Below are 26279 nucleotides of genomic sequence, written 5' to 3' on the forward strand. Positions count from 1 at the left end.
CGTGTTGCGAAAGCAGCGCCGTCCGCCCGCAGGCAAGGCGGGACTCTCGCGACACGCCCTAGTCCTCGATCACCAGCCCCTTCGCCGCGAGAAGCGGCTCCAGACCGCACATGTCGACGACCGTCCTGCCCGCCCGGTACGCGGCGATGTACCCCGCCTCGGCGTCGACCCGCCGCTGTGACGCGGTGGCCGCCTCGGCGACATCCTCGCGGCGGACGACGACCACCCCGTCGGCGTCGCCCCGCACCACGTCGCCGGGGCGGACGAGTACGCCGCCGACGGTGACGGGCTCGCACATCGGGCCGACGGTCTCCTTGACCGTGCCCTTGATGGACACAGCGCGGGAGAACACCGGGAATCCCAGGGCCCGCAGGTCCTCGGTGTCCCGGACACCCGTGTCGGTGATCAGGCCGCCGAGCCCCTTGGCCTGGCAGGCGTTGGCGAGTACGTCCCCGAAGGAACCCGCCTCCTCGTAGGCGCCCGCGGACACGACCACGACGTCCCCGGGGCGTGCGTAGGCGATGGCGGTCTGCAGCATCAGGTTGTCGCGTGGCGCGCACTGGACGGTGAAGGCGGGGCCGCACAGGGACATGCGGTGGTCGACCGGCTTGATGACCGAGTCCAGCGCCCCGAGCCGGCCCTGTGCCTCGTGGATGGTCGCCGAGGAGAAGGCGCTCAGTCGCTCGACCGCGGCGGGTTCCGGCCGCTCGAACTTCATGCTGACGCGGATCATGATGGCCTTTCGGGTGACTTCAGACGTACGTGACGGAGGAGAGTTCGGCGCAGGCGGCCGCGATGCGCGCGCACGCGTCGGTGAGGATGTCCGTGGAGGTGGCGAACGAGATGCGGAAGTAGCCGGGGGCGCCGTACGCGGCTCCGTGGATCACCGCCACCTGCCGGCTGTCGAGGAGGTGGCGGGCGAAGTCCTCGTCGTTCCGTATCCGCTCCCCGCCCGGTGTGAACCGCCCGATGGCGTCCTGGCAGTTCACCAGGAGGTAGAAGCCTCCGTCCGGGACGGTGCAGCTGAGCCGGGGAACGTCGTTGAGGAACGTCACGGTCGCGTCGCGGCGCGCACGGTAGACCCGCACGGTTTCCCGGACGAAGTCCTGCGGTCCCGTGAGGGCGGCGGCAGCGGCGGCCTGGCTCACGGAGGAGGGGCAGGAGGAGGTCTGGGACTGCAGGGTGTTGATCGCGGTCACCAGGTCCGCCGGGCCCACTCCGTAACCGATGCGCCACCCGGTCATCGCGTACGTCTTGGAGACACCGTTGGTGAGGAACACCCGGTCGGCCAGGCGGGGTTCGACGGCCGCCAGGGACGGGGCGTCCTCCTCGCGGTACCAGATCTCGTCGTAGATCTCGTCGGTGAGGACGCGCACCCGGGGATGTGCCAGCAGCACCTGGGCGAGCGCGCGGAGTTCACCGACGGTGTAGGCGGACCCGGTCGGGTTGCCCGGGGTGTTCAGGACGACCCAGCGCGTACGCTCGGTGAGCGCAGCGCCGAGCCGCTCCGGGGTCAGCTTGAAGCCGTCCGTCTCGGGACAGTCCACGATGACGGGGGTGCCGTCGTTGGCGCGGACCATGTCGGGATAGGACACCCAGTACGGGGCGGGAACGATGACCTCGTCCCCTTCGTCCAGAGTGGCCATCAGGGCGAGGAAGATGACCTGCTTGGCACCGCCGCCGACCGTGATCCGCGCGTCGGTGCACTCCAGCCCGTGGCGTGCACGGAGTTTCCCGGCGATCGCGGCACGCAGTTCCGGGGTGCCGTTCACGGGTGTGTACTTGGTCTCCCCCGCCTCGATGGCCCGGATCGCCGCGGCCTTGACGTGATCGGGGGTGTCGAAGTCGGGCTCGCCGACCGTCAGGTCGAGGATGGTGAGCCCCTGGCTCTTGAGTGTGCGTACGCGCTGCGCCGCCGCCGTGCTGGGCGAGGGCTTGATACGGCGCACGCGTGCCGCGGTGGTGCTGGGAAGGCCGGTGGTGCTGGGGGAGCTGGCGGTACTGGTGGTGCTGGTGGTGCTGGGGAGGCCGGTGGTGTCCGGGAGGCCGGGGAGGCTGCTCATCGGCTCAGCCCTCCCGGCGTTCGAAGTTCAGTCCGCCGGGGACCTGGAAGGTGGGCAGGATCTCGACGTGGCCGATGTTGACGTGCCGGGGCGAGTCGACGGCGAACTCGATGGCGTCCGCGATGTCCTCGGGCTTCAGGGACTCGTAGCCGTCGTAGAACTGCCGCTGGGCCTCTTCCATGTCGCCGAGCAGCCGGCCGAAGATCTCCGTCTCCACGCGCCCCGGGCAGATCTCGGTGACACGGATCCTGCGGCCGTAGCCGTCGACCCGCAGTTGGCGGGAGAGTGTGTGCACGGCCGACTTGGTGGCGTGGTAGATGGTGTTGCCGCCGAAGTTGTAGACCCCGGCGATGGAGCTGATGTTGACGATGTGGCCGAGGTCGCGCTCGGCCATGCCGGGCATGAGCAGCCGCACCAGGTGCAGAACCGCCTGGATGTTGACGGCGATCTGCTCGTCGACGGCGAACTCGTCGGCGGTCAGGATGTTGCCCGTGCGCGAGACTCCCGCGTTGTTGACGAGGACGTCGATCTCCAGGCCGTCCAGCAAGGCCGTGAGCGCCTCGGTGTGGGTGATGTCGACGGCGTGCGGTGTGCAGCCGGTGGCGAGGGCGAGGGCGTCGAGCCGTTCGGCGTTACGGGCCAGGGCATGAACCTCAAGGCCGCGCTTGGCGAGTCGCTCGACGACCACGGCTCCGATGCCGGTCGACGCTCCGGTGACGAGGGCCGTCCTGTAGTCGGAGATGGGCATGCTGATGTGCTCCTTGCTGTGGGGGTGTGCGGGTGCGGATGTCCGTCGGCTGTCCGGCTGTCCGGTGGCTGCCTGTCCGGTGGCTGCCTGTCCGGCTGTCCGGCTGTCCGGCTGACTGTCTGTCAGGCGTCGCGCAGGGGGAGGTGGGCACGGTCCCGCACCCGGGACACGGCGATGAGCGTGCCGAGGGCGGTGACGACGGCGTAGAAGGCCGGCATGTTGACGTTGTCCGTGCGGTCGATGAGGTAGGTCATCAGCAGGGGCGCCGTGCCGCCGAAGAGCGCGGAGGAGACGTTGTAACCCAGGCCGTAGGCGGAGTAGCGCACCCGGGTGGGGAAGAGCTCGACGAGCAGGATGTGGATGACGCCGGTGTGCCCGGCGAACACGACGGCCATGACACAGGCGCCGATGACGGCGAGGGCCACGTTGCCGGTGCCGATCAGGAGGTAGCTGGGTACGCCGACGACGGCCATGGCGATCGCGGCACCCGCGATGACCTTCTTGCGGCCGACGCGGTCGGAGAGGCGGCCCATGTACGGGATGGCGATACAGATGGCGACCAGGCTGGAGGCGGTGACGAGGAGCCCCTGTACCTTGCCGAAGTCCAGCTCGCTGCTCATGAAGGTGGGCATGTAGCCGAACAGGACGTAGTACCCGGAGCCGTTCATCAGGGGGATGAACAGGGCCAGCAGCATGGCGCGGCGGTGCTCGGCGGAGGTGAACGCCTCCTTGAGGGGGTTCTTGGACAGGCCGCCCTCTTCCTTCAGGCGGGTGAAGTTCGGCGTGTCACTGATGCGCTTGCGGATGTAGATGCCGGCGACACCGAGCGGGACGGCGAGCAGGAACGGTATGCGCCAGCCCCAGGACTCCATGCGTTCGGCGCCGAGTCCGCTGGTCAGGGCGGCGGCGACCAGCGTGCCGGTGAGCAGGGAGAGGAACGACGCGATCTGCGCGTAGCTGGTGTAGAGGCCCCGCTTGCCCTCCGGGGCGTGCTCGGCGAGGAAGCTCATGGCGCCCGCGGCCTCACCGCCGACGGAGAAGCCCTGCGCGACGCGCAGCAGGATCAGCAGGACGGGCGCCGCGATGCCGATGCTCGCGTAGGTGGGCAGGACGCCGATCGCCGCGGTGGCGACGCTGATGAGCAGGATGACGAAGACGAGCATCCGCTGACGTCCGACGCGGTCGCCGAGGTGGCCGCAGATGACGCCGCCGAGGGGGCGGAAGAAGAAGGAGACGGCGTAGCCGAGGAAGACGAGCTGGATGGCGTTTTCCGAGCCGGGGAAGAAGACGGCGGCGAGCGTTCCGGCCATGAAGCCGAAGATGCCGTTGTCGTAGAGCTCGGCGAAGATCCCGACGCACCCCGCGAGGGTGACCTTCCGGGCTGTCCTGGGGTCGACGGTGCTGGGTACCGAGTTGGCCGGGTTGGGTGCCGGCTGAGCGGCCACGGTGCTCATGGCTCTCCTGTCTGGGCGAGCAGGCTGGGGATGAGGGTCGTTCGGCTCCGTGCGGGCGGGCGGGCGGGCGGGCGATGGGGGCGGCTGAGCGGGGTCGGGGAACTCAGCCGCCGACGGGAGCGCGAATGCGCAGGGTGGCGAAGGCCGTGCGGACCCGGGTTCTCAGGGCGTCGATGGCGTGGCGTCGCGCGCGGTGGGCGATGACCGCCTGGCCGAGGGTGCGGTGGCGGAAACGGATGGTCTGCCCCGGGCGTACCTGCCCCAGGTCGGACAGACCGGTGGCGGTGACGACGGCGAGGACGGGATAGCCGGCCGTGACGCCGCGGCCGCGGTGCAGCACGAGCAGTTCGTCCCCCGCCGGTACTTCGACGGCGCCGATGGGGACGCCGCGGGAGAGCACCTCGCCCTGGGTGACACGGCGGGGCACCTCGCCCCCGAGCCGCAGACCGATGTGATTGCTGCGCGGGCTGACGGTGAAGGGGGCGTCGAACAGGCGGGCCCCCGTGTCCCCGAACTCTGCCCGGTCGGGGCCGTCGGTGACGTCGATGGTCCAGGCGGTGGGGAACGGGGGGACGGGTGCGTGCAGACGGAACAGCGGGATCCGCGAGAAGGGGTGGTCGAGGGGCGGGCAGACCGTACGCAGGACGAGTCGGTCGCCGCTTCGCAGGGCGGGGCCGAAGCCCAGAACGGTGTCGGGAGCGCAGCTGCCCTGAAGGTAGTCCGCTTCGAACGAACCGAGTACGGCCAGATAGACGCGCAGGCCCCGCCGGATGCCGGTGATACGGATGGTCTCTCCGGCGCGTACGGGAACCGGTTCCCACTGCGGGCGGGCCCCTCCTGCGACGGTCACGTCGGCGGGCGCGCCGGTCACGGCGACGAGGATGTCGCCGGAGGGAACACACGCGAAGTCGAGAGCGGTGATCTCCAGCAGCGGGGCGCGCTCGTCGTTGTCGCACAGGACGTTGGCGACGCGCGCCGAGTGCTGGTCGGCGGCTCCGTTGGAGGGCAGACCGTAACGGGAGCGGCCGACGCGGCCGAGATCCTGCACCGTGACGATGCCCGCGGTCCGGATCGTGAGGGTCTCAGCCATGACACGCCGCCAGGGCCGTATCGGCGTAACCGTCCCACTGGTCGGGCGTGATGGGGACGAAGCGGAAGGTGTCGCCGGGCCGGTAGGCGGTGATCGGATCGCGGTGCGGGTCGAGGACGCGCACGGGGGTGCGGCCGAGGAGCGGCCAGCCGCCGGGCGAGGGCATGGGACAGATCACCGCCTGCCGGCCGGCGACGGCGACCGAGCCGGGATCGACGCGGGTACGGGGCGACCCCAGGCGCGGCACCGGCCCGGGGAACGGCGGCCCGTCCATCATCGGCGCGCCCGCGGGCGCGCCGAGGCAGCGCACGGTGAGATCGGCCCCGGAGTGGAGGGCGACGACCTCGCTCTCGGCCAGGCCGAGGTGGGCGGCCACCTCGGGCAGATCGGGCCCGTACTCGCCGCCGTAGACGACGGGTACGACAAAGCGCCGGGGCGGCGCCGTCCTCGCGGGGTGCGGCCCGAGGCGGGCCGCTTCGTGCGACAGGACCCGCCTGACGGTGTCGTGGTCGGTGTCGGCGCAGTCGAACTCCACGAGCAGGGCGTCGTAGGTGGGCACCACATCGCGGACGCCGCTGAGCCGGACGGCGTCGAGGGCGTCGGCCAGGGCGTGGACGAGCCGCCAGCCGTCTTCGGCCTCCAGGCCCACGGCCTTGGCGATCAGGGCGGAGTCGCCGCAGTCCGTGATCGTTACCCCGCTCGCCCGGCTTGCCCGGCCTTCTCGGTCTGCTCGGTCTGCTCGGTCTGCTCGGTCTGCTTTTTCTGCCTGGCTCGCTCGGCTGTTCATGTCAGACGCCCTTACCGCTCAGCACCGCGTCGAGCGAGGTGATCGCGACACCGGCGGCGAGGAGTCCCTCGCGGACGCGGCCGGCCAGCGCGATCGCTCCGGGGCTGTCCCCGTGCAGCAGCACGGTGTCGCAGGTGACGGGGACGTCCGTGCCGTCGACGCCGCGGATGACGCCTTCGGTGACCATCCGCAGCGTCCGCCGGGAGACCTCGTCCGGTTCGTGGATCACCGCGCCGGGTTCGGAGCGGGGCACGAGCGTCCCGTCGGCGCGGTACGCGCGGTCGGCGATGCCGACGATGCCCACGCGCAGGCCATGGACGCGGGCGGCGTCGGCCAGCTCGCCGTCCTGCGCGAGGATGATCAGCGATTCGTCCAGGGAGGCGACGGCTTCCACGACGGCACGGGCGTAGTCGGGCCGGACGGCGACCAGATTGCCCAGCCGTCCGTGCGGGGCGACGTGGCGCACCCGGGTGCCGTGCGCGACGGCGAACGCCTGGAGGGCACCGATCTGGTACAGCACATCCGTACGGACCTCCTCGGGGGTGAGGTCCATCGCGCGGCGGCCGAAGCCGACCAGGTCGGGAAAGCTCGGATGGGCCCCCACGGCCACCCGCTTCGCCACGCAGTGCCGGACGGTGGCGTCCATGATGCGCGGATCACCGGCATGGAACCCGCAGGCCACGTTGGCGGAGGTCAGCGTCTCCAGAAGGGCTTCGTCGTCGCCCATCGTGTAGGCGCCGAATCCCTCACCGAGATCGGCGACGAGATCAACCATGGGAGTCATGACGTCCTCCGGGAGGGAATGCGGGGATGGGGATGCTGGGCTGGGGATGCTGGGCTGGGGATGCGGGGAAGGAGATACCTGAAACGAGCTGCCCGAAGCGGATACGTGAACGGGGATACCTGAGGGGGATTACCTGAAGCGGGATGCCATCACGTCTTCGTGATATCCCGGAAAGGATCCGCGTTTCCCGGACGTAAAAAGTGATCGCGAGCGGGCGGAATCCCTCGGCACCGACTCACGTCGACCCGGCCGGGCGGTTCGACTCGGCCGGGCGGTTCCGGCTGGATGTTCCGCACAACTTAATGCGCTGCTCGCGTGACCGCCAATATGCATTCGATCTGGCGTTATCACAAACGGCTATGACCCACCTCACACCCGGGACTCGTCAGGGCTGTGCATCGCGGTGGCCCCTCCCTACGATGAGGCTCCGCTCCCCAGGGAAGGCCGCGCATGGACACCAGGCGTCTGTACTCGTTCATCAAGATCATCGACGCGGGGAGCATCACGCGGGCGGCCGACATCCTGCATATCGCGCAGCCCGCGCTCAGTCAGCAACTGTCGGCGCTGGAGGCGCAGTTCGGGCAGCAACTGCTGATCCGCAGCAAGCGTGGGGTCGCCCCGACGGAGGCGGGCCGGGCGCTGTACCGGCACGCTCAGTTGATCCTGCGCCAAGTGGACCTCGCGCACGCCGCCGTCGGGGCCTCCGGCCGGGCTCCCGCGGGCAGCGTGTCGGTGGGGCTCGCGCCGTACAGCCTGGGCGCGGCACTCGCGTTGCCGCTGCTCAAGAGCGTGCGCGAGCGCTATCCGGACATCCTGCTGCACATCAACGAGAACTTCGGCGGCGTGATCAGCGAAGCGATCATGACGGGCCGGATGGACATGGCGTTCATCTACGGGGCCGGGCCGCCGCGGGGTGTGCAGTTCGAGCCCGTACGTACGGAGGACCTGTTCCTGATCGGCGCACCCGGCGATACGGCGCCGTCGGGGCAGGGCGAGGTGAACCTGGCGGAACTGACGAGCGTGCCCCTGCTGCTCCCCAGCCGTATCCATACGATCCGGCAGGTCGTGGACGCCGCCTTCCAGCAGGCGTCGCTCCAGCTGAACGTGGTGGGCGAGGTCGAATCCGCGCTGACGCTCGTCAACGCCGTGGACGCGGGCCTGGGCGCGACGATCCTGCCCTGGTCGGCGGCGCGCGCCATCCTCGACGTGCGCTCCCTGTCCGTGCGCCGCATCGTGGACCCCGTCATCCAGGTCAAGCTGTCACTGGTCACCTCGGACAATCAGCCCCTCTCGGAGCCCGCCCTGGCGGTGCACGATCTCTTTCTCGAACTGATCACCACCTTTGACGGGTCCCCCGGCGGGATTCCGGCCGCCGGCGGGATTCCGGTCCCGGGCGAGAATCCGGCCGCCGCGAAGAATCCGGCCCCCGGGGAGAATCCGGCCCCCCGCGGAGAATAAGAATCGCCAATAGCGTCAGACGAATCCGCTATTTGTTTCCGGTGACCACCCCGGCTAGCTTTCTCGGAACCAGTCGCCCGGTGGACAACGCCCGGCTCGTCACCGGAGACCTCGTCCGTGGAGGCATAGATGAAAAGGCGTGTCCTGACCACCCGTGAAATCCTGCCCGGCCGCGGCCTGGAGCGCTTGTCCGAGGCCGCGGACGTGGTGGCCTGGCCCGGGGCCGCGAAGCCGGGATCCGGGGACCTCGCCGCGCTCGCCCCCGGGGCGAGTGGCGTTCTGGCGCTGGGGAACGACCCGGTGGACGGCGCGCTGATGGACGCGGCGGGTCCCTCGCTGCGTGTCATCTCGCTGGCGAGCATGGGTTTCGACCAGGTCGACCGGGCCGCCGCGGCCGAGCGCGGCATCGTCGTCACCCACACCCCCCGCGTGCTCGCGGAGACCACCGCCGACCTCACCTTCGCCCTGATCCTGGCCGCCCGTCGTCGGCTCGGCGCCGCCGGAGCGAGCCTCGCGAACGGCTCCTGGGATCTGTTCCGGATGCACGACTACCTCGGCCTGGACGTTCACGCGGCCACTCTCGGTCTGATCGGCTACGGACAGATCGGCCGGGCTGTGGCCCGCCGGGCCCACGGGTTCGGTATGCGCGTGCTCCACCACGACCCCTACGCCCCCGACGACGGCCTGTCGGCCTCGGTGGATCTGGCCACGCTGCTGGCCGAGTCCGACATCGTGTCGCTGCACGTGCCGCTCACCGAGGAGACGCGGCACCTGATCTCGGCCCGCGAACTGGCCGCGATGAAGCCCACGGCCACGCTCGTCAGCACCTCACGCGGCGGTGTCGTCGACGAGGAGGCCCTGCTCCAGGCCGTCCGGGACGGACGGTTGCACTCCGCCGGGCTCGACGTCTTCGAACGCGAGCCGATGGGAACGGAGTTGTCGCCGCTGGTGGCGGAGCCGCATATCGTCGCGCTGCCCCACATCGGGTCGGCCACCGAGGCCACGCGGGCCGCCATGGTCGACAGGGCGGTCGACAACATCCTCGACGTACTCGCCGGACGGCCCGCCAGGACCCCGCTCCCCGGCACCCCGGCGGTGCCGGGCACCCCCGCCGGCACCCCCGCCGCGCCCGCCGCCCATACCCCCACCGGCACAGCGGGCAACGCCGGAGCGCGCTCATGAGCCACCCGCTGTTCGACATCACCGGCAGGACAGCCCTGGTCACCGGCTCCAGCCGGGGCATCGGCAAGGCGCTGGCCAAGGGCCTGCTGGAGGCCGGCTGTACGGTCGTCCTCAACGGACGGAACATCACGGCCCTCCAGGCGACGGCCACGGAACTCGCGGCCTCCTTCGGGAACCGCGTACGGACCGCCGCCTTCGATGTGACGGACCCGGCGGCCGTCAGCGCCGCCATCGCTCGCATCGAGGAGGAGACCGGGCCGATCGACATCCTGGTGAACAACACCGGGGTCCAACAGCGCGCCTCCATCCTGGAGTTCACCGACGACGACTGGCACCGTCTCCTCGACACCAACCTCACCAGCGCCTTCCTGGTGGGACGCGAGGTCGCACGGCGGATGGCGCCCCGACGCCACGGCAAGATCATCAACATCTGCTCGCTGCAGAGCGAAGTGGTCAGGCCCGGTATCGCCGCCTACTCCGCCACCAAGGGCGGCCTGAAGATGCTCACCAAGGGCATGTGCGCCGACCTGGGCCCGCTGGGCATCCAGGTCAACGGCATCGGCCCCGGCTACTTCGCCACCGAACTCACCTCGGCGCTCGTGGCCGACGAGGAGTTCAGCGCCTGGGTCCGCGCGCGTACACCGGCGGGCCGCTGGGGCGCCGTCGAAGACCTCGTGGGCGCCCTCGTCTTCCTGTCCTCCCCCGCGTCCGACTTCGTCAACGGACAGGTGCTCTACGTCGACGGCGGCATGCTCTCCGTCCTGTGACGGACGCCGCAACGGAAGGAAGTCCACCATGCGAGCCTGCGTCGTCCACGCGGCGGGAGACCTCCGGGTCGAACACCGCTCCCCCGCCCCGCCCGGCCCCGGCCAGGTGACCGTCGCCGTCGCCCTCGGCGGAATCTGCGGATCGGATCTGCACTACTACCGTCACGGCAGGGTGGGCGACTTCACCGTACGGGAGCCCATGGTGCTCGGACACGAGGTCGTCGGCCATGTCGCCGCCCCGGGTTCCGACGGCGAGGGACCGGCCGTCGGAAGGCCGGTGGCCGTCCACCCCGCCACACCGTGCGACGACTGCCCCGAGTGCGCGGCGGGCCGCCGCAACATCTGCGCCAACGCCCGCTACCTCGGCAGCGCCGCCCGTACGCCCCACGTCCAGGGCGGCTTCGCCCAGCGCGTCACCGTCCCCGCGGCGCAGATCCGCCCGTTGCCGCCGGAACTCGATCTGCGCCGCGCCGTCCTGGCCGAACCCCTGTCGGTGGCCCTGCACGCCGTGCACCGGGCCGGTGACGTGACGGGCAAGCGGGTCCTGGTCACCGGCGCGGGCCCGATCGGCTGCCTGGTCACGGCCGTTCTGCGGCACAGGGGCGCCGCCGAGGTCGTCGTGAGCGACCTCCTCGACACCCCCCTGCGCATCGCCGCCGCGTCCGGAGCCACCGCGACGCTACGGGTGGGCGGTCCCGACGACGGCGCGTGGAGGGACCCGTTCGACATCGCCGTCGAGGCGTCCGGCGCGCCCGCGGGTCTGCGCGGCTGCGTCGAACGGGTGCGCCGCGGGGGCACCGTCGTACTCCTCGGTCTGCTGCCCCCAGGCGAGGTGCCCCTGCTGGGCAATACCGCCGTCACCCGCGAACTGCAGCTCCGGGGCGCCTTCCGCTTCGACTCCGAGTTCGACGAGGCGATCGGTCTGCTGGCCCAGGGCCTGCCCGTCGACGCGATCGTGACCCACACCTTCCCCCTCAGCGAGGCCCGCGCCGCCTTCGACATCGCCCACGACCGGGCCGTCGCCTCCAAGGTCCTCCTGGATCTGACGGGCGCCTGACGAAGGGGCTCGGGCCGCGGAAGCGCGGCTCGGCGGTTCTTGAGCCGCCCTCCGGGTCAGAGGCCGGGCCGGGAGCCGGCGCGCATGCGGTGCTCCGCCGCTTCCCTTTCCCGCCTCGGGGAGAACGGATCGCGGCGGGCGGCGACAGCGCGGCGGGTGTCTTCCGCCGTCAGGTCGCCGTTGATCGCCAGGGCGGCGCGTACACCCGAGGCGGCGGCTCCCACGACCTGCTCCATCAGATCCTTGGCGTTGCCCGCCACCCAAACGCCGGGCACGGCCGTCGCGCCGACCGGGTCGGCGGCGATGTACGAGCCGATCACCTCGCCGGCCCTCTCCTGCTGGACGGGGGTCAGGCCCAGGCCCGTGAGGAGGTCCGCGCGGGCGGTGAAGCGCGGTGCGACCACCAGGGCCCGGAGGGGAATCGTCCGTCCGCCGGCCAGGGTGACGCCGGTGAGCCGGTCGTCCGTCACCTCAAGGCCGGTCACCTCGCCGTCCACCACCGCGATGCCGCGGGCGGCGAGCTGCTCGTACTCCTCCTCGTCCGGCTCGGGCCCGGTGTGCAGGAACAACGTCACCTCATCGCTCCACTGCCGCCACATCAGTGCCTGGTGGGCGGCGAACGGGCCGGTGGCGAGGACGCCGAGCGGCTGGTCGCGTACCTCCCAGCCGTGGCAGTACGGGCAGTGCAGCACCTCGCGTCCCCACCGTTCGGCCAGGCCGGGCACCGGCGGCAGTTCGTCGACCAGGCCGGTGGTCACCAGCAGCCGCCGCGCCAGGACGGTCGTCCCGTCCGCCAGGGCGACTCGGAAGCCGCCGGTCTCCAGGCGCTCGGCCGCCACGGCGTCAGCCGTGATGATCTCGCCGCCGTAACCGGTCACCTCCGCGCGGCCTGCGGCCAGCAGCTCCGAAGGGGGTGTGCCGTCACGCGTCAGGAAGTTGTGGACGTGGGACGCCGGGGCGTTGCGCGGCCGGCCCCCGTCGATCACCAGTACCGACCGCCGCGCCCGCGCCAGGGCCAGCGCCCCGCTCAGCCCGGCCGCTCCCCCGCCCACGACCACGACGTCATGGCGGCGCTCCCCGGTCCTGGGGGTGATGATTCCGTTATGCCGTGTTTGATCATTCATATGCGCTATTACCTCCGTTCACTGGAGATGGTCCGCCCGTGCCGCGCTTTTGACAAACCAGCTTGCCGATTCGGCAAAGAAGGAGAGGGCCTCGTACCGGAGGCGCGTCCGGACGGAGGCGGGTGTCCGTTGTCAGTGGGCGCTGGCACCATGACCACATGAAGACCTACAACTGGCGCCCCTTCCTTGAGCGGTGGAGTGCGGACTGGCTCGACTCACCCGGCGCGCGGGAGCGTGGGGACATGGCCGAGACGGTCCTCCGGGACCGGTGGCTGGGGTTCCCGGCCGCCGGGGAGAACCGGATCGGTGAGCTGGAGGAGCGGTTGGGGGTGACGCTGCCGCCCACCTACCGCTCGTTTCTGGCGACCACCGACGGGTGGCGGCCCGCGGGGACGCCGGTCGGCCGGGTGGGCGCGGCGGAGGGCGTGCACTGGTACGGGGATCCGGACGGCCTTCAGGCGCTCCACGAGGGCGCGTTGACCGAGCATGCCTCAGAGGAGGAGGTGCTCAGGGCGGGTATGTGGGGCAGGGCGCTGCGGTTGTCCGCCGACCCCGCCGGGGTCGAGGTTCTCCTCGACCCCGGCGATCCGGACGCCGACGGGGAGTGGGCCGCCTATCTCCACCGGGGCGGGGCGGGCGGCGAACGGCCCGAGCGCCACGGGTCGTTCATGGATCTCATGCAGGCCCTGTTCCGGGAGTTCCACCGCGCGCACGCGGACACGCCCGGGTTCGCGAACGAGACGACGCGCGAGCTCGACGCCGATGTCGAGGAGGCCCGGCTGGCGTGTCTGGACGGCGAGGACATCGACGGCGCGCTCGAACTGCTCAGCGAGGCGGCCGAGTGCGGCCGGCCCCGGGCCCAGGCGCTGCGGGTGCAGTTGGAGGCGATGCTGAACGGCGGGGGTGGGGCCGGCGTCCGGGCCGGGGTCGCGGTTGGCGTCCGGGCCGGGGTCGGGGTCGGCGTCCGGGCCGGGGTCGCGGTCGGCGGATCGCCGGCTTCCTGTGTCGTCGGGCGGCTGGACGATCCGCTGTACGCGCGCGAGCTTCTGCCGCTGGCCGCGCTGGACCACCTCCGGGCGGGCCTGGCGGACGGGGCGGGCCATGACGAGGCGGAGTTCCTCCGGTCCTCCGACGGACATGGCCATGACGGGGACGACCGGAAGCAGGCGCTGGCCCTGCTGCGGGAGATCGATGAGCGGACGTTCCGCTACGAGGCTCCCGGGCCCTTCGGCGACGCGGTCGCCTCGGCGCGTGAACAGGCACGCTGGGGCGATACGGACGGCGCGTGGCGCACGGTGGCGGGTGCCGTGGCCGACTGGGAGCCGTACGGCGAGGACCACCTGGCTCCCGTCGGGCTGCTCGCCGATCCGCTCCTCGGGCCGGTGATCACCGCGGAGCGCGGGCGGTACCTCCTGGAGACGCCCCGTGCCGGTGCCGGTGGCGGCCGGAGCACGGCGAACGGCGGCGGGGAGCGGGAGGCCGCCCGGGTGAGAGCGGACGGGCTCGGCTGGCTCGCCGAGGACACCGGGCCTTCGGCACCGGACGCCTACCGCTTCGTCCTCGTCCACGGCGTCCCGCCGCGGGAGCTGGCCGAACGGATCGGCCGCGGACCGCTGCTGGCGCCGTGCGACGAGTCGGAGGCGGGACAGGCGATACGCATCGGATCGTGCGGGGACGGGGGTGAAGGTAAGGGAACGAGCGAGGAGAACTGGAGCTTCGCGTTCGAGAGCGGGCTGAACGGTACGGAACCAACGAGCGAGGCGCTGTCACGGGGCACGGAATCGGTGACGGTGTGGTGCGAGCGCGGCGGCCGGTCCGCGGCGCTCCCCGGCGTCTTCCACTTCTCCTACGCGGAGGACGGCGAGCGCGTGTACGGGTTCACCGTGCGCGACGGCGAGATCGAGGAGTGGGGGGAGATTCCTGACGCGCTCGCCCCCGGGCATCTCTTCCCGGACGCGGGGCCCGGCTGGGGCGAGGACGCGCACGACGAGGCGGACGACACCTCGGACGACGTCTCAAGCCTCAGCACGGGGGACAGTTGGGCCCTGGATCCCGATGACGAGTATGAGAGTCTCGACGCCATCGCGGGAGTGTTCGGCGTCTCCCTGCCACGCTTCGCGATCCGCCACGGACGGCTGCACGCGATCGCGCCGTCATGACCTCGGTCAGTACGACGGGGCATCCGCCGCCGTCGCCACGGCCGTTGGGCCCGCAGCGAACGGTGAACGGCATGACGGCGAGGTGCGATGGCGCCGGCGGGCGACCGACGACGAGCGTGCGGCAGCCCCGGTCCTGACCGGGTCTTGAGCTGACCGCTGGGGACCGACGATGCCCCGGCCCGGCTCCTTCCCCAGAGGCGGGGAGGGAAGCCGGGCGGAGCACAATGCCGGACTAGTACCGGAAACCCGGACTCGGACTCGGACTCGGACTCGGGCGCGAACCCGGGTCCGAGTCCGGGCCCTAGTCCGGACAGGCTCTATCCGATCAGGGTTCGCACCATGCGGCAGGTGGTGTCCGACGGCGGGTGGATCCCGATCCGGGCCGCCGTCCTCCGTATCCTGCCGTTGTTCGCGTTCGCCGGGTGGTACACGCCCGAGTCGAGCAGGGCGATGGCGAGGCGCATGGCCTTGAGGCGGCGGTTATGGGTCTCGTACCACTCACGGGGCTGACCCGCGGGCAGTGGCTTGCGCTTGAGGGCTGGCTGACTCTCGAAGGGTTTCGTCGGCATGGTGGCAACGGCCATCGGCGACCTCCCGGCGCGGTGGTTGTTCCCTCACGAACTACCTCCATTTTACCGCCCCCCACTGACAATCGCCCCTGGCCAGAGGCTATGTGAGCGGGTGAATCGGCCGGTCGGTCCGGCACCGGCCGACCGGGCCCCGGTGGGATCTCGAAGACACGTCCTAGACGTTCAACCGCTGCTCGGCCTCCGCCAGGATCTCCGTCAGCCGGAGCCCGAACCGTACGTCGCAGGCGTGCGGCCGGCCCGTACGGACCGACTCAAGCAGCGCGTCGGCCGCCGCCCCGAACGAGGTGACCGGGTCGCCCCAGTTCTCCGGCAGCGTCGCCGTGCCGTGCCGGCCCCGGAGTTCGATCCCCGTACCCGCGCCCGCCTTCGGCGCGCTCAGGCTCACCGCCACCGAGCTGGCCGCGCCGGACACATGACGCAGCACCAGGTGGGTGAGGTCCGGCTCGGTGCGTACCGCCGTCACCTCGGTCACGTCGCCGAGCACCGGGATCAGCACGGACAGCGCGTGCGGCCCGACGTCCCAGAGGCCGCCCTTCTCACGGCGCCAGGGGGAGTCGGCGTACGGGCTGGTCTCGCTGCCCGGCGAGTAGAGGGCGCCGAGCCAGTACGCGTGGGCGGTGAACCAGCCGCCCTTCGCGCTCTGCTCGCCGAGCCAGCCCACGGTGCCCGCCGCGAAGCGCAGCGTGCAGAAGACGACGGACGCGACCCCGCCGGCCGCCACCGCGTCCGCCACCTCGCGGGCGCCCGCCACGGTCGTCGCGACCGGTTTGTCCAGGAGGAGATGGCAGCCCGCCGCGGCGGCGCGCGCCGCGAGCGGGGCCTGGATGTCGGGCGGCAGGGCGAACGCGACGGCGTCGCTCTCGGCGAAGAGCGCGTCGAGGCCGACCTCGCCCGAGTGGGCCGTGGTGTCGTGGGCGGCGGCGAGAGCCGCGGCCGCCTCGGGGCGCCGCCCCCAGACGCCGCTGAGTTCGAGTCCGGGATGGGCGGCGAGTGCGGGGGCGTGGGTGCGCTCCGCCCAGGGGCCGGTGCCGAGGAGTCCGATGCGTAGCTTGCTCATGACGGCCAGTGTGCCGTGTCGGTGCTCGGGAGTCGGCGCTCACGAGTCGGCGGCGGTTTCGTCAGGGACGGTGCGTCAGGGACGGTGCGTCAAGGACGGTGCCGTCGAAGGCGGTACGTCGAGGGCGGCGCGAAAACCAGTGGGCGGGCGGGCAGGGGCCGGTGTTACGTTGCACAGGCCGGCCGCGGGCCTCCGGTGCGACTTCCGGGACGTGCCTCTGAAGCAGTGATTTCGCTGTTCGCGCCTCCATTCCCCGGCCGGCATCCATCCTCCGGGGGGAGAACCATGGCGGAGACCTTCGCCGATCTGATCGCGGCCGAGGACGTACTGCTCTTCGTGAACGCCGCCGTCACGGCGACGGGGCAGCGTGAGTTCCGTTCCGACGCTCGCGCCCAACGGCTCTCGCTCGGCTTCCTGCACGAGTACGTACGCGTCAACTACCGCCCGGTGTACGCCGCCGCGCTCGCGCTCGACATCAACGACCACAACGCCGCCCTGATCATCGAGCAGTTGCTGCGGACACCGGGCGAGGCGAGCGCGGAGGAGAAGCGCGCGGAGGGGCGGCTGATCGCGGCCCGGCTGACACGGCTGCCGCCGCAGCGCGTCTACCGGCTGTTCCGCAACCTGCGGGCCGCCGGGATCGGCAACCGCCGTACGCGCGCGATCCTGCGTGACTGGCTGGCGGCCCGGCCGGATCTGGCGCACGACGCGGTGAAGTACCGGGGCGGTCTCACGTCAGCGGCGCGCCACTTCCATCTGCCGCTCGGCCGTCCGGCACTGGGCCGTCCGGCACTCGGGCGTCCGGCACTCGGCAGCCCGTCGGACGGCAGCCCGCCGTTCGGCAGCCCGGCGCGCCGCGGCCCGGCGTCCGCGCCCCCTTCGGACGAGATCGGTGACTTCCTCTTCTCGCCCGGCCGCCGCGCGCGCTACGGCCACCGGCTCCTCGACGCGTACCGTCGCGCTCACTTCGAACAGGGCGCGCTCTACGAGCTGCCGTTCACCGTGGCCGAGGGGTTCGCGGCCAGGCACGGCATCGCGCGCGACGCGTTCCTGGAGCGGATCGGGCACCGGATGACCCGGCTGGAGCGGCTGCGGACGGAGCGCGCCGCGGGGACCGCACGCCGGACCGATCTGACCGTCATGCCGCTGACCCGGCTCGCGCTGTACGTCCTGTCACTGGCGCCGGACGAGCGGGTCGCCCGCCGGGCCGGGCTGACGCGCGCGCTGCGTACGGCGGCGCTGCGCGTGGCCGGGCCGCACCGCCACACCTGGGGGCGCGTCGCCGCCGTACTGGACGACAGCTACTCCTCGTCCGGCTCGGGCGAGAAGCGCCGCCGTCCGCTCGGGACCGCTCTGGCCTGCCACTTTCTGTTGGAGGCGCTGGCGGCGCCGGGGGCGTACGCCGCGTTCTGGACCTCGGGAGGCACCGATCCGCTTCTGGTGCGCCCCTACGGACCGACGCCGCTCGGCACCCGGATCATCGACGCGCTTGAGTTCGCGCCCGACCGGCTCGTCATCGTCTCGGACGGCTGGGACAACGCCCCTCCGGGGCTGGCGGGGGAAGTGCTCCGGGTCTGGCGTACCCGGCTCGACCGGGAGGGGAGGACGAGTGTGGTTCATCTGAACCCTGTATACGACGCGGACGGATTTGACGTACGCCGGCTGTCCGCGAGCGTCCCGACGGCGGGGATACGGGACGCCGAGGATCTGCCGGCGCTGGTGGAGATCGCGCAGTTCGCGGAGGGCCGTACGGGACTGGCCGAACTGCGGGCGTATCTGGACGGGCGCGTACGGCGGTTCGTGGACGACGATCTGTTCTGCCGCTTTCCCGGTGAGACGGCTGAGACGGCTGAGACGGGTGAGCCGGATGAGCCGGACGATACGGACGAGAGGGGCGAGAGGGGCGAGAGGGGCGATACGAACGAGAGGGACGAGCCGGCTTCCGACTCGACGGCGCCGGAGGGGCGATCACGATGACCCGGCTCGATCTCACCGGCCTGACCACGCGTCCCGCCCAGGTCTGGGGCGGTGTCCGTCTCGTGCCCCTGGTGCGCGAGGAGCCGATGCCCGGTCTGCGGCTGCACCCCGAGATCTACGGCGCCTTCGGCGAGGTCCAGGTGGCTCCGCGCACCCGTTATGTCTCGTACATTCCGCACGGATTCGTCGCCGACTGGTCGGGCGACGGCGGCCAGGAAGCCGCGTACGGCACCCAGTTCGCCCCCCGGAACGGCGAGGCCCGGAACGGCAACGCCGGCGAGAACGGCGCGGCCCAGGAAGACTTCCGGCCCGAGACCGTGCCCGTACGCCGTCACCACCGGATGGTGAAGCGCGCGAAAGCCCGGAAGGGCGGTGCCGGAAGGAACGGCGCCGGAAAGAGCGCCTCGACCACCCGTTGCCGGTTCCTGCCGCTCCATCTGGCGATGGAGGGCTATCTCGCGCTGCACTTCGGCGGACCGTCCATCGCCTGGGACGAGTGGTCCCGGCAGGCGGTACAGCAGGGGCTGTCGCCGCGCGCCGAGGACGCCTGTCTCGGCCTGAGTGTCCGGGGGCTCGCGGACGCGCTGCGCGTGTTCGAGATCCATCCCGGGCAGTGCGGGGTGATGGTGTACACGGCGGATTCGCTCGCCGCCGCGTTCGTCGTGCCGCACCCCGAGGACTACCGCCTTCTGCACCCGACACTCTTGCAGGACATGTACGGGGAACTGGTGTACCAGTACGCGTTCTTCGGGGGCCCGGTGCCGGAGTTCGAGGCGCGCGTCCGCGACGGGCGGTGGCTGGAGACGCTGGCCGATCTGCGGGCGGCGGCGCGGGCGCAGGAGCGGGCGTGGAGCGAGGCGCACGAGGCACTGTTCGCCCGTGAACTCCTCACCACGTCCTACTCCTTCGAACGGGTGTACCGCATGGGCTCGTACGAACTGCACCGCTTCCTGCCGCCGTTCCACCGGCCCGGCGCCGGGACGCCGGAGACGGAGCAGCACATCGGTGAACTCATCAGCGACCACAAGGGCCGTACGGCGTATCTCAAGACGTTCCGGCTGTCGGACGCGCAGATCAGACGCGGGCATCTGCTGAGCCGGCTGGCGGCCCACGACTGGCGGCTGGACCGTACGGCCGAGGCGCTGGGCACCACCCACGCCGAACTGGTGCGCAGGATCGACGCCGCCGGATTCGGCGCGCTGCTGAAGCGAAAGAACTGAAACAACCGGGACGACGGAAACAGAGGGAAACGAAACACAGGAAACCTGAGTAACGCGTGGTTCACAGAAGGGCAACAGCCGGGAAATCGCGGATTGCGAAGCTTCGGGACATACCTGCTGCACCCGCAAAGGATGAGGCCCGTGACCTTCAAGGCTGAGTACATCTGGATCGACGGCACCGAGCCGACCGCCAAGCTGCGCTCGAAGACGAAGATCCTCAACGATGGCGCGGAGCTGCCCATCTGGGGCTTCGACGGGTCGAGCACCAACCAGGCCGAGGGCCACGCCTCCGACCGGGTGCTCAAGCCGGTCTTCTCCTGCCCCGACCCGATCCGGGGTGGCGATGACGTCCTCGTCATGTGCGAGGTCCTGAACATCGACATGACGCCGCACGAGTCCAACACGCGTGCGGCGCTGACCGAGGTCGCGGGGCGGTTCGCGGGCCAGGAGCCGATCTTCGGCATCGAGCAGGAGTACACCTTCTTCAAGGGCGCCCGTCCGCTGGGCTTCCCCGAGGGCGGTTTCCCGGCCGCTCAGGGCGGCTACTACTGCGGTGTCGGCTCGGACGAGATCTTCGGCCGTGACATCGTCGAGGCGCACCTCGACAACTGCCTCAAGGCGGGTCTGGGCATCTCCGGCATCAACGCCGAGGTCATGCCGGGACAGTGGGAGTTCCAGGTCGGCCCGCTGGCGCCGCTGGAGGTGGCGGACCAGCTGTGGATCGCCCGCTGGCTGCTCTACCGCACCGCCGAGGACTTCGACGTGTCCGCGACGCTCGACCCGAAGCCGGTGAAGGGCGACTGGAACGGCGCGGGCGCGCACACCAACTTCTCGACCAAGGCGATGCGCGAGGGGTACGACGCGATCATCACCGCGTGCGAGTCGCTCGGCGAGGGCTCGAAGCCGCTGGACCACGTCAAGAACTACGGCGCGGGCATCGACGACCGGCTGACCGGACTGCACGAGACCGCCCCGTGGAACGAGTACAGCTACGGCGTCTCCGACCGCGGCGCATCGGTCCGTATCCCGTGGCAGGTCGAGCAGGAGGGCAAGGGGTACATCGAGGACCGCCGCCCGAACGCCAACGTCGACCCGTACGTGGTGACGCGGCTGATCGTCGACACCTGCTGCTCCGCGCTGGAGAAGGCCGGCCAGGTCTGACCCGTCGGCCCGCCCGTACTCAGCTCACCGCACTCCGCGAGGGGGCGGCCGCCACCCGGCGGCCGCCCCCTCGTCGCGTCCGCCAGGCCACGGCGCGCGGTGCCGGCTGCTCCCGCGCCCGCGCCCCCGCGCCCTCGCCCGCGCCCCCGCGCCCCCGCCCGCCCCCGGTGAGTGAGCCGGCCGGCACGCGCGGTGAGCCTGCCGTCGCGCGTCCGCGGCCCGCCACTGTGTCGGCTGTCACGGGCCCCCGCCGTATCGACAGCCGAAAGGGACCTGCTGCGCCCCTCCGCTATCTGCTTCAATGGGGACATGGCCAGCTTCCAGCACCCCGCGACAGGTCGCTCCGACCTGGAGCCGTTCTGGCCGTCCCGGCAGCATCACGACTTCGACCGGGTGTGTTGCCGCGCGAGGAACGCGTCGGCCCTCTAAAGCCTTTCCGGCCTTCGGCCGCCGCGCATGACGTACATCCCGTCCGTCCTGTCGATTCGACGAATCCTCCGCGCGAAAGAGCTGACCTCCCATGGCGAATCCCCGCCCCTTCTCCTCCGCGTCCGCGCCGGCGACCGCCACCGCGACCGCTGCCGCCTTGAACCAGAAGCAGGCCACGCCCGGCCGGCACCGGCTCCGGGCCGTCGACCGCGACGAGACCGCCCCGGTCGCCGCCCGGCCTGCTCTCCCGACGCTCCCGAATCTCCCGGCGGGCGTCACGGCCGGGCAGGTCGTGGACTTCCTGCCGCCCGGCGCGACCTGGCTGCCCGCGCCCCAGCACGCCCTGCCCTCGCTGCCGGGACAGCCGCCGATGGTCGGCTACCTCGTCCTCGTACCGGCCGATCAGCACGCGGCGGTGCTCGCGGCGGCCTCGGCGCCCTACCTCGCCACCACGGAGACCGCGGGCGACGGCCCCGGTACGGGCACGGAAGGCGCCGGTACCGGCTCCCGGGCCGCCGGCGGCGGCCCCGTCTCGATCGACAGCGTCCGGCGGACCGCCGTCGTGGACGGCGAGCAGCTCGACCTCACCTATCTCGAATTCGAGCTGCTCGCGCATCTGGTGGCCCATCCCCACCGGGTGCACACCCGCGACCAGTTGGTGACCACGGTCTGGGGCTACGGGCATGTGGGCGACGGCCGCACCGTCGACGTCCATGTGGCGCGGCTGCGCCGGAAGCTGGGGGCCGCCCACCGCCACAGCATCAAGACCGTACGGCGGGTCGGGTACAAGTACACGCCCTGAAAGGGGTCTGGACGAGCGAGTCCAGGCGGGGGAACCCTGGCCGGGCCGGCAGGGCTCCCCCGCGATTCCGTCAGGTACGAGCCGTATCGGCCGTATCGGCCGTACGGGCCGCACCGGCCTTACGCGCGCGGACACGGGTCCGCAGGGCGAGCAAGGCGTCCAGGACGAGGAAGGCCAGCAGGCTGATGCCCAGCAGCGGCAGGAACCAGCCGATCAGTGCCACGGCCGCCGCGAGCGGCAGCAGCACGGTGACGGGCACCTTGCGCCAGGCACCGCGCGGTATGGGCCTGCCCGCGCTCAGCTTCCGCTCCTTGGTGGGTCTGCGCAGCCACCACATCCGGTAGCCCCAGCAGATGATGAGGATCAGCGAGAGGGCGAGCGCCGCGAGCGCCAGCTGATTGGTGACGCCGAGGAAGAGGCCCATATGGGCGTCGATGCCGAAGCGGGTCAGCTGGGCGAGCAACGGGTAGTCGGCGAAGCGCAGTTCGTCCATGAGAACGCCGGTGGCGGGATCGATGGCGACCGAGTCGAGCCGTACGGGGAACTGGGTGTCGGTCTGCGCGACCACATAGCCGGTGCCCTCCGTCGGCAGGGTCACCGAGACCGGTCCGTCGAGACCGGCCTGGCGGGCGGCGACGACCACCAGATCGATGCCGATGTCCCCGCCGGCCATGCCCTCCATGCCCGGCATGTTCTCCATGCCCGGCATCGACTCGTGCCCCTCGTGGCCGCCGCCGCCCGCGCCGCCGGTGCCCCCTTCGAGCGCGGCGGAGACGGTGGGAGTGCCACCGCCCAGCTGGTCCTTGACCGAGCCGATGTTCTCGCCCGCGTACGTGGACCAGGTCAGCCCGGTGGCGGAGAGCAGCACCAGCCCGGTCACGGCCCACAGTCCGACGGAACCGTGCAGGGAGAGCGTTCTGCGCCGGCCGGTGGCCCCGCGCTCGGGGGTGAGGAGCGCGCGCTTCGAGGTGCGTGTACGGGCGAGCCAGAGCAGCACGCCGCCGAGGGCCACCACCCACAGCCAGCTGGCGGCGAGTTCGCTGTAGACGCGTCCGGGCTCGCCGAGCAGCAGATGGCGGTGCAGCTCGGATATCCAGGTGCGCAGCGGCAGAGCGCCCGAACTGCCGTAGGTGGTCAGTTCTCCCCGTACCTCCGCGGTGTACGGATCGACGAAGACGGCGAGGGACTTGCTCTCCTCGGCGTCGGGCGTGCTCATCAGGACGCGGGTGGTCGCGCCGTCCTCGGACGGCAGGCGTACGGAAGTGATGGTGCCGTCCGGGCGGGCGGCGCGGGCGGCTTCGAGCTGTTCGGAGAGCGGGAGGGCGCGGTCGCCGACCGGGACCCGCAGCTCGTGGCGGTAGAGGACCTTCTCCGCCTGGAAGGAGAGCGCGTAGAGGAAGCCGCTGGTGGCGGCGATCAGCAGCAGCGGGGCGATGAGCAGGCCCGCGTAGAAGTGGAGCCGCAGTACGAGGGGGCGCAGGGCACCCCAGAGGGAGGGGGTGCCGGTACTGGCGCTGGTGCCCCCTGCGTCCGGGGTGGTCGGCCGGTCGTCGGTCGCGGGCCCCTGTACGGGGTCGTCAATGGCCATGACTGTCCTAGGTGTTGGCGTGGGCATGGGGAAGCGGACCCCGGGGCCGCCCTGCCTGCCTAAGGTCGGACAGTGATGATGAGGGCCGTCGCCGGGGCCGTGGCGCGAGAGCTACGAGGCACCGGCGGGCCCCTCCGCGACAGCGTGTGCGCGAGAACGACGCCCCGGAAGCGGTGCGCCGAGGGAGCGTCGGCGGCGGCTCGTACCGCCCCAGCCGACCGGGGCGCGACGGGCGGCCGGGCCGTGGTCAGCAGCAGCCGGAGCGGGGAGAAGGCCAGGGCGCCGAGGGCGGTCGCGAGCCGGAAGAGCGCGGCTTCGCCCCGGGCCAGCCAGAGCGCGCAGACGGCCGCGGCGAGGAGATGGGCGGCGACCATCCCCACCGGTCCGTCCAGGCCGAAGGGGACGGCGGTGTCGATGGGGAGGACGCCGGTCCCGGGGCCCTCCCCCATCGTTAGGCCCGTGCCCGTGCCCGTGCCCGTGCCGACGCCCATGTCCATGCCGGTGCCTGTGCTGCCCGTGCCGCCGCCCATGCCCGTACCGGGGGTGGTGCCGGTGCCATGAGGTGTGTGGCCCGCCGACCCGGCACCGGAACCACCGAACGGCAGCGCTCCGGCGAAGATCAGATGCAGTCCGCCCTGGACGGTGAGCAGCCCGGCCCCGATCGAGCGGAATCCGCGCCGCCGCCCACCCGCGAGCCAGGCCACGCCCGTGGTCACCCCGAACGCCGTCCACAGCACGCCGAGCGGGATCTCATGCCCGGATGTGAACGAATGCCCCACCGCCGCCAGAGTCACGCATACCGCGGCGAACGCGGCGGCCCTCAGGGCGCGTATCGGTGATCCGGCGTCTGTCATGGTGCGCACATGCTGCCATCCTCACGGGTGCGTAGGGCAGGTCCGGGGTCCCACGATTCTTCTGGCAGCGAATTCGGCTGCCCCGGAAGCGGGCGCGCGGGCACAGTCGGTGCCATGAGACTCCTGATCCTGGGTGGTACGGAATTCGTCGGCCGGGCGGTCACGGAGGCGGCGCTCGCCCGTGGTTGGCGGGTGACCGTCTTCCACCGGGGCCGGCACGAAGCCCCGGCCGGTGTGACCACCCTGCGCGGCGATCGCACCGCGCCCGGCGGTCTCGCGGCCCTCTCGGACGCAGTCGGCACCTGGGACGCGGTCGTCGACACCTGGTCGGCCGCGCCGTCGGCGGTGCTCTCCTCGGCCCGGCTGCTGGCGGAGCGCGTCGGGCGGTACGCGTACGTCTCCAGCCGCTCCGTGTACGCGAGCCCCGCCCCGGCCGGGCTCCCGGAGGACGGCCCTCTGGTGGAGGGCGCCTCCGCGGCGGCCGGGCGCACCGCGTACCCCCAGGACAAGCGGGGCGGCGAGCTGGCCGCCGAGGCGGTCTTCGGCGACCGCGCCCTGCTGGTCCGCGCCGGGCTGATCCTCGGGCCCGGGGAGAACATCGGCCGGCTGCCGTGGTGGCTGGGGCGGATCGCCCGGGGCGGCCCCGTACTGGCGCCGGGGCCGCGCGACAACCCCTTGCAGTACATCGACGCGCGTGACCTCGCCGAATGGACCCTGGACGCCGTACGGGACGGCCTGGGCGGCCCGTACAACCTGGTGAGCCCCGCCGGGCACACCAGCATGGGTGAGCTGCTCGACGCCTGCGTCCGCGTCACCGGATCCGACGCCGAACTGCGCTGGACGGACCCCGGCACGATCCTCGCGGCGGGGATCGAGCCCTGGACGGACCTGCCGGTCTGGATCCCGCCGGGCGCGATGCACGACACCATGCACGGCAGCGATGTCTCCAAGGCGCTTGCCACGGGCCTGCGCTGCCGCCCGGTGGCCGAGACGGTCGCGGACACCTGGTCCTGGCTCGCCTCGATCGGCGGCCGGGCCCCCCAGCGCCCGGACCGCCCGCCGGTCGGGCTGGCACCGGAGCTGGAGGCCACGGTCCTCTCCCCTCGGGGCGACAGCTAAGGGCTGTCGCGCAGGGCGTGTCGCGCAGGGAAAGGCCCGCCCGGTCCGCGACGCCCTACGGGCGGACGGCGCTGCTTCCGTGACCCGCCGACCCGCCCTGGACGGCCCCCGTCCGCCCCTCCGTCGCCGCGGTCAGCGCGCGCCGCAGCCTGGCTATCCCGTGGTGCCAGGCGCCGTCCTCGCCGTCCGCCCTGACCCAGCGGTCGCGCACCTCGGATCCGGCCACGCCCACCCGGTCCAGGGCCAGGAGCGCCAGCTCTCTCAGCTCCTCGGGGAGCCGGGGCAACGGCTCCTCCGGGCCGTACACCGACTCCACGGCCGGCCCGCCGGGGCACTGCGCCGCGACCAGCGCGGCCGCGGCGACGGCGACCGCCCCCACATCACCGTCCAGCGAACCGCCCGCACCGCCCGCACCATCCCCACCGACCAGCGAACCGCCCGCACCGTCCCCGTCGTCCGGCGAACCCCCTGCTCCGTCCCCCTCATCCGTACCGATCGCGCGCAGCAGAGCCGCCCGCACGATCTCCGTGCGCTGCTCGACGGTCACTTCGTCCAGGTCGGCCGAGAAGTCCACCGCTGCGTCGTTGTCGAAGTGGCCGGTGTCCCACGTGCCCATGGTCTGCCCCCTGGTTGTTCAATTTCGGTCGTTCACCCGCGGTCGTCGCACATCGGTCGATCAACGTTCCGCACACCCCGTTGCACCGATCGTGCCAGGTGCCACTGACAATGCCCGCTCGGCCCGACCGGGGTGTACCCAGCACCACCCAGGAACGGGGGCCGACCGGCTGCCCCCGCCGGGCCCGTGCCGG

Annotated in this window: 23 protein-coding genes; 10 read left to right on the forward strand and 13 right to left on the reverse strand. The window is 72.0% G+C overall.

The features are described from left to right. Positions 1-58 precede the first annotated feature (58 nt). The 7 genes from ACZ7LS_RS01320 to ACZ7LS_RS01350 form a co-directional block, all read right to left on the reverse strand. Positions 59-733 carry a 4-carboxy-4-hydroxy-2-oxoadipate aldolase/oxaloacetate decarboxylase gene (locus ACZ7LS_RS01320; RefSeq protein WP_382518695.1) on the reverse strand — a complete coding sequence of 225 codons (675 nt, stop codon included), beginning with the start codon at positions 731-733 and terminating at the stop codon, positions 59-61. A 19-nt stretch (positions 734-752) separates the two neighbouring features. After that, positions 753-2063, reverse strand: coding sequence for an aspartate transaminase (locus ACZ7LS_RS01325; protein ID WP_385130159.1), 1311 nt, complete (start codon positions 2061-2063; stop codon positions 753-755). Between the two features lie 4 nt (positions 2064-2067). After that, positions 2068-2811, reverse strand: coding sequence for an SDR family oxidoreductase (locus ACZ7LS_RS01330; RefSeq protein WP_385130157.1), 744 nt, complete (start codon positions 2809-2811; stop codon positions 2068-2070). Positions 2812-2933: 122 nt separating this feature from the next. Then, positions 2934-4265, reverse strand: coding sequence for an MFS transporter (locus ACZ7LS_RS01335; RefSeq protein WP_382518686.1), 1332 nt, complete (start codon positions 4263-4265; stop codon positions 2934-2936). Positions 4266-4368: 103 nt separating this feature from the next. Continuing rightward, entirely contained in the window at positions 4369-5355 is a 987-nt protein-coding gene (locus ACZ7LS_RS01340) for a 5-oxoprolinase subunit C family protein (RefSeq protein WP_382664115.1), read from the reverse strand. Continuing rightward, the gene (locus ACZ7LS_RS01345; protein WP_385130197.1) at positions 5348-6043 is read right to left on the reverse strand and encodes a 5-oxoprolinase subunit B family protein; all 696 of its coding nucleotides are present in this window, start codon (positions 6041-6043) and stop codon (positions 5348-5350) included. The genes ACZ7LS_RS01340 and ACZ7LS_RS01345 overlap by 8 nt, the downstream gene beginning before the upstream one ends. 100 nt (positions 6044-6143) lie before the next feature. Then, entirely contained in the window at positions 6144-6926 is a 783-nt protein-coding gene (locus tag ACZ7LS_RS01350; RefSeq protein WP_385130154.1) for a LamB/YcsF family protein, read from the reverse strand. A 450-nt stretch (positions 6927-7376) separates the two neighbouring features. Here ACZ7LS_RS01350 and nac point away from each other — a divergent pair, with 450 nt between their 5' ends. The 4 genes from nac (at position 7377) to ACZ7LS_RS01370 (ending at position 11390) form a co-directional block, all read left to right on the forward strand. Next, positions 7377-8384, forward strand: a complete 1008-nt coding sequence (nac, locus tag ACZ7LS_RS01355) for a nitrogen assimilation transcriptional regulator NAC (protein ID WP_385130152.1) — start codon at positions 7377-7379, stop codon at positions 8382-8384. Positions 8385-8513: 129 nt separating this feature from the next. After that, positions 8514-9566 (forward strand): 2-hydroxyacid dehydrogenase, encoded by a 1053-nt coding sequence (locus tag ACZ7LS_RS01360; RefSeq protein ID WP_385130150.1) that lies wholly within the window; start codon positions 8514-8516, stop codon positions 9564-9566. Then, positions 9563-10333, forward strand: coding sequence for an SDR family oxidoreductase (locus ACZ7LS_RS01365; RefSeq protein WP_382518675.1), 771 nt, complete (start codon positions 9563-9565; stop codon positions 10331-10333). Before ACZ7LS_RS01360 ends, ACZ7LS_RS01365 begins: the two co-directional genes overlap by 4 nt. 28 nt (positions 10334-10361) lie before the next feature. After that, on the forward strand, positions 10362-11390 hold the full coding sequence (locus ACZ7LS_RS01370) for an L-idonate 5-dehydrogenase (protein ID WP_385130147.1): 1029 nt from the start codon (positions 10362-10364) through the stop codon (positions 11388-11390). A 56-nt stretch (positions 11391-11446) separates the two neighbouring features. Here ACZ7LS_RS01370 and ACZ7LS_RS01375 read toward each other — a convergent pair whose 3' ends face one another. Continuing rightward, the gene (locus ACZ7LS_RS01375; RefSeq protein ID WP_385130145.1) at positions 11447-12514 is read right to left on the reverse strand and encodes an NAD(P)/FAD-dependent oxidoreductase; all 1068 of its coding nucleotides are present in this window, start codon (positions 12512-12514) and stop codon (positions 11447-11449) included. A gap of 158 nt (positions 12515-12672) precedes the next feature. Here ACZ7LS_RS01375 and ACZ7LS_RS01380 point away from each other — a divergent pair, with 158 nt between their 5' ends. Next, positions 12673-14673, forward strand: a complete 2001-nt coding sequence (locus tag ACZ7LS_RS01380) for an SMI1/KNR4 family protein (protein WP_385130143.1) — start codon at positions 12673-12675, stop codon at positions 14671-14673. A 317-nt stretch (positions 14674-14990) separates the two neighbouring features. Here the strand turns inward: ACZ7LS_RS01380 and ACZ7LS_RS01385 are convergent, their stop codons facing one another. After that, on the reverse strand, positions 14991-15257 hold the full coding sequence (locus ACZ7LS_RS01385; protein WP_382518665.1) for a hypothetical protein: 267 nt from the start codon (positions 15255-15257) through the stop codon (positions 14991-14993). Between the two features lie 160 nt (positions 15258-15417). Beyond that, on the reverse strand, positions 15418-16320 hold the full coding sequence (locus ACZ7LS_RS01390; protein WP_382664131.1) for a Gfo/Idh/MocA family protein: 903 nt from the start codon (positions 16318-16320) through the stop codon (positions 15418-15420). Positions 16321-16605: 285 nt separating this feature from the next. On the opposite strand from ACZ7LS_RS01390, the gene ACZ7LS_RS01395 reads away from it, so the two are divergent. The 4 genes from ACZ7LS_RS01395 to ACZ7LS_RS01410 all read left to right on the forward strand — a co-directional run bounded on the left by ACZ7LS_RS01395 (position 16606) and on the right by ACZ7LS_RS01410 (position 21909). Next, on the forward strand, positions 16606-18297 hold the full coding sequence (locus tag ACZ7LS_RS01395; protein WP_385130140.1) for a hypothetical protein: 1692 nt from the start codon (positions 16606-16608) through the stop codon (positions 18295-18297). Further along, positions 18294-19517, forward strand: coding sequence for an ARPP-2 domain-containing protein (locus ACZ7LS_RS01400; RefSeq protein WP_385130138.1), 1224 nt, complete (start codon positions 18294-18296; stop codon positions 19515-19517). The genes ACZ7LS_RS01395 and ACZ7LS_RS01400 overlap by 4 nt, the downstream gene beginning before the upstream one ends. 141 nt (positions 19518-19658) lie before the next feature. Then, positions 19659-20678, forward strand: coding sequence for a glutamine synthetase (glnII, locus tag ACZ7LS_RS01405; RefSeq protein WP_382518654.1), 1020 nt, complete (start codon positions 19659-19661; stop codon positions 20676-20678). Positions 20679-21198: 520 nt separating this feature from the next. Further along, positions 21199-21909 carry a winged helix-turn-helix domain-containing protein gene (locus ACZ7LS_RS01410; RefSeq protein WP_382518652.1) on the forward strand — a complete coding sequence of 237 codons (711 nt, stop codon included), beginning with the start codon at positions 21199-21201 and terminating at the stop codon, positions 21907-21909. Positions 21910-21979: 70 nt separating this feature from the next. On the opposite strand, the gene ACZ7LS_RS01415 is transcribed toward ACZ7LS_RS01410, so the two are convergent. Together ACZ7LS_RS01415 and ACZ7LS_RS01420 are read right to left on the reverse strand one after the other, a co-directional pair. Further along, complete coding sequence (locus ACZ7LS_RS01415; protein WP_385130136.1) at positions 21980-23497, reverse strand: PepSY-associated TM helix domain-containing protein; 1518 nt, start codon at positions 23495-23497, stop codon at positions 21980-21982. A 59-nt stretch (positions 23498-23556) separates the two neighbouring features. Beyond that, the gene (locus ACZ7LS_RS01420; protein ID WP_385130195.1) at positions 23557-24351 is read right to left on the reverse strand and encodes a hypothetical protein; all 795 of its coding nucleotides are present in this window, start codon (positions 24349-24351) and stop codon (positions 23557-23559) included. 114 nt (positions 24352-24465) lie between these two features. Here ACZ7LS_RS01420 and ACZ7LS_RS01425 point away from each other — a divergent pair, with 114 nt between their 5' ends. Next, a complete protein-coding gene (locus ACZ7LS_RS01425; RefSeq protein ID WP_385130134.1) occupies positions 24466-25470 on the forward strand; it encodes an NAD-dependent epimerase/dehydratase family protein in 1005 nt (334 codons plus the stop codon). 55 nt (positions 25471-25525) lie between these two features. On the opposite strand, the gene ACZ7LS_RS01430 is transcribed toward ACZ7LS_RS01425, so the two are convergent. After that, positions 25526-26086, reverse strand: coding sequence for a DUF4259 domain-containing protein (locus tag ACZ7LS_RS01430; RefSeq protein ID WP_385130132.1), 561 nt, complete (start codon positions 26084-26086; stop codon positions 25526-25528). Positions 26087-26279 lie beyond the last annotated feature (193 nt).

The organism is Streptomyces sp. NPDC039430, assembly GCF_055639435.1.

Bases quoted from the DNA above. Each gene is read 5' to 3' on its own strand.
- ACZ7LS_RS01320 (WP_382518695.1), bottom strand. From the start codon at position 733: ATGATCCGCGTCAGCATGAAGTTCGAGCGGCCGGAACCCGCCGCGGTC.
- ACZ7LS_RS01325 (WP_385130159.1), bottom strand. From the start codon at position 2,063: ATGAGCAGCCTCCCCGGCCTCCCGGACACCACCGGCCTCCCCAGCACC.
- ACZ7LS_RS01330 (WP_385130157.1), bottom strand. From the start codon at position 2,811: ATGCCCATCTCCGACTACAGGACGGCCCTCGTCACCGGAGCGTCGACC.
- ACZ7LS_RS01335 (WP_382518686.1), bottom strand. From the start codon at position 4,265: ATGAGCACCGTGGCCGCTCAGCCGGCACCCAACCCGGCCAACTCGGTA.
- ACZ7LS_RS01340 (WP_382664115.1), bottom strand. From the start codon at position 5,355: ATGGCTGAGACCCTCACGATCCGGACCGCGGGCATCGTCACGGTGCAG.
- ACZ7LS_RS01350 (WP_385130154.1), bottom strand. From the start codon at position 6,926: ATGACTCCCATGGTTGATCTCGTCGCCGATCTCGGTGAGGGATTCGGC.
- nac (WP_385130152.1), top strand. From the start codon at position 7,377: ATGGACACCAGGCGTCTGTACTCGTTCATCAAGATCATCGACGCGGGG.
- ACZ7LS_RS01360 (WP_385130150.1), top strand. From the start codon at position 8,514: ATGAAAAGGCGTGTCCTGACCACCCGTGAAATCCTGCCCGGCCGCGGC.
- ACZ7LS_RS01365 (WP_382518675.1), top strand. From the start codon at position 9,563: ATGAGCCACCCGCTGTTCGACATCACCGGCAGGACAGCCCTGGTCACC.
- ACZ7LS_RS01370 (WP_385130147.1), top strand. From the start codon at position 10,362: ATGCGAGCCTGCGTCGTCCACGCGGCGGGAGACCTCCGGGTCGAACAC.
- ACZ7LS_RS01375 (WP_385130145.1), bottom strand. From the start codon at position 12,514: ATGAATGATCAAACACGGCATAACGGAATCATCACCCCCAGGACCGGG.
- ACZ7LS_RS01380 (WP_385130143.1), top strand. From the start codon at position 12,673: ATGAAGACCTACAACTGGCGCCCCTTCCTTGAGCGGTGGAGTGCGGAC.
- ACZ7LS_RS01385 (WP_382518665.1), bottom strand. From the start codon at position 15,257: ATGGCCGTTGCCACCATGCCGACGAAACCCTTCGAGAGTCAGCCAGCC.
- ACZ7LS_RS01390 (WP_382664131.1), bottom strand. From the start codon at position 16,320: ATGAGCAAGCTACGCATCGGACTCCTCGGCACCGGCCCCTGGGCGGAG.
- ACZ7LS_RS01395 (WP_385130140.1), top strand. From the start codon at position 16,606: ATGGCGGAGACCTTCGCCGATCTGATCGCGGCCGAGGACGTACTGCTC.
- ACZ7LS_RS01400 (WP_385130138.1), top strand. From the start codon at position 18,294: ATGACCCGGCTCGATCTCACCGGCCTGACCACGCGTCCCGCCCAGGTC.
- ACZ7LS_RS01410 (WP_382518652.1), top strand. From the start codon at position 21,199: ATGGCGAATCCCCGCCCCTTCTCCTCCGCGTCCGCGCCGGCGACCGCC.
- ACZ7LS_RS01415 (WP_385130136.1), bottom strand. From the start codon at position 23,497: ATGGCCATTGACGACCCCGTACAGGGGCCCGCGACCGACGACCGGCCG.
- ACZ7LS_RS01420 (WP_385130195.1), bottom strand. From the start codon at position 24,351: ATGACAGACGCCGGATCACCGATACGCGCCCTGAGGGCCGCCGCGTTC.
- ACZ7LS_RS01425 (WP_385130134.1), top strand. From the start codon at position 24,466: ATGAGACTCCTGATCCTGGGTGGTACGGAATTCGTCGGCCGGGCGGTC.
- ACZ7LS_RS01430 (WP_385130132.1), bottom strand. From the start codon at position 26,086: ATGGGCACGTGGGACACCGGCCACTTCGACAACGACGCAGCGGTGGAC.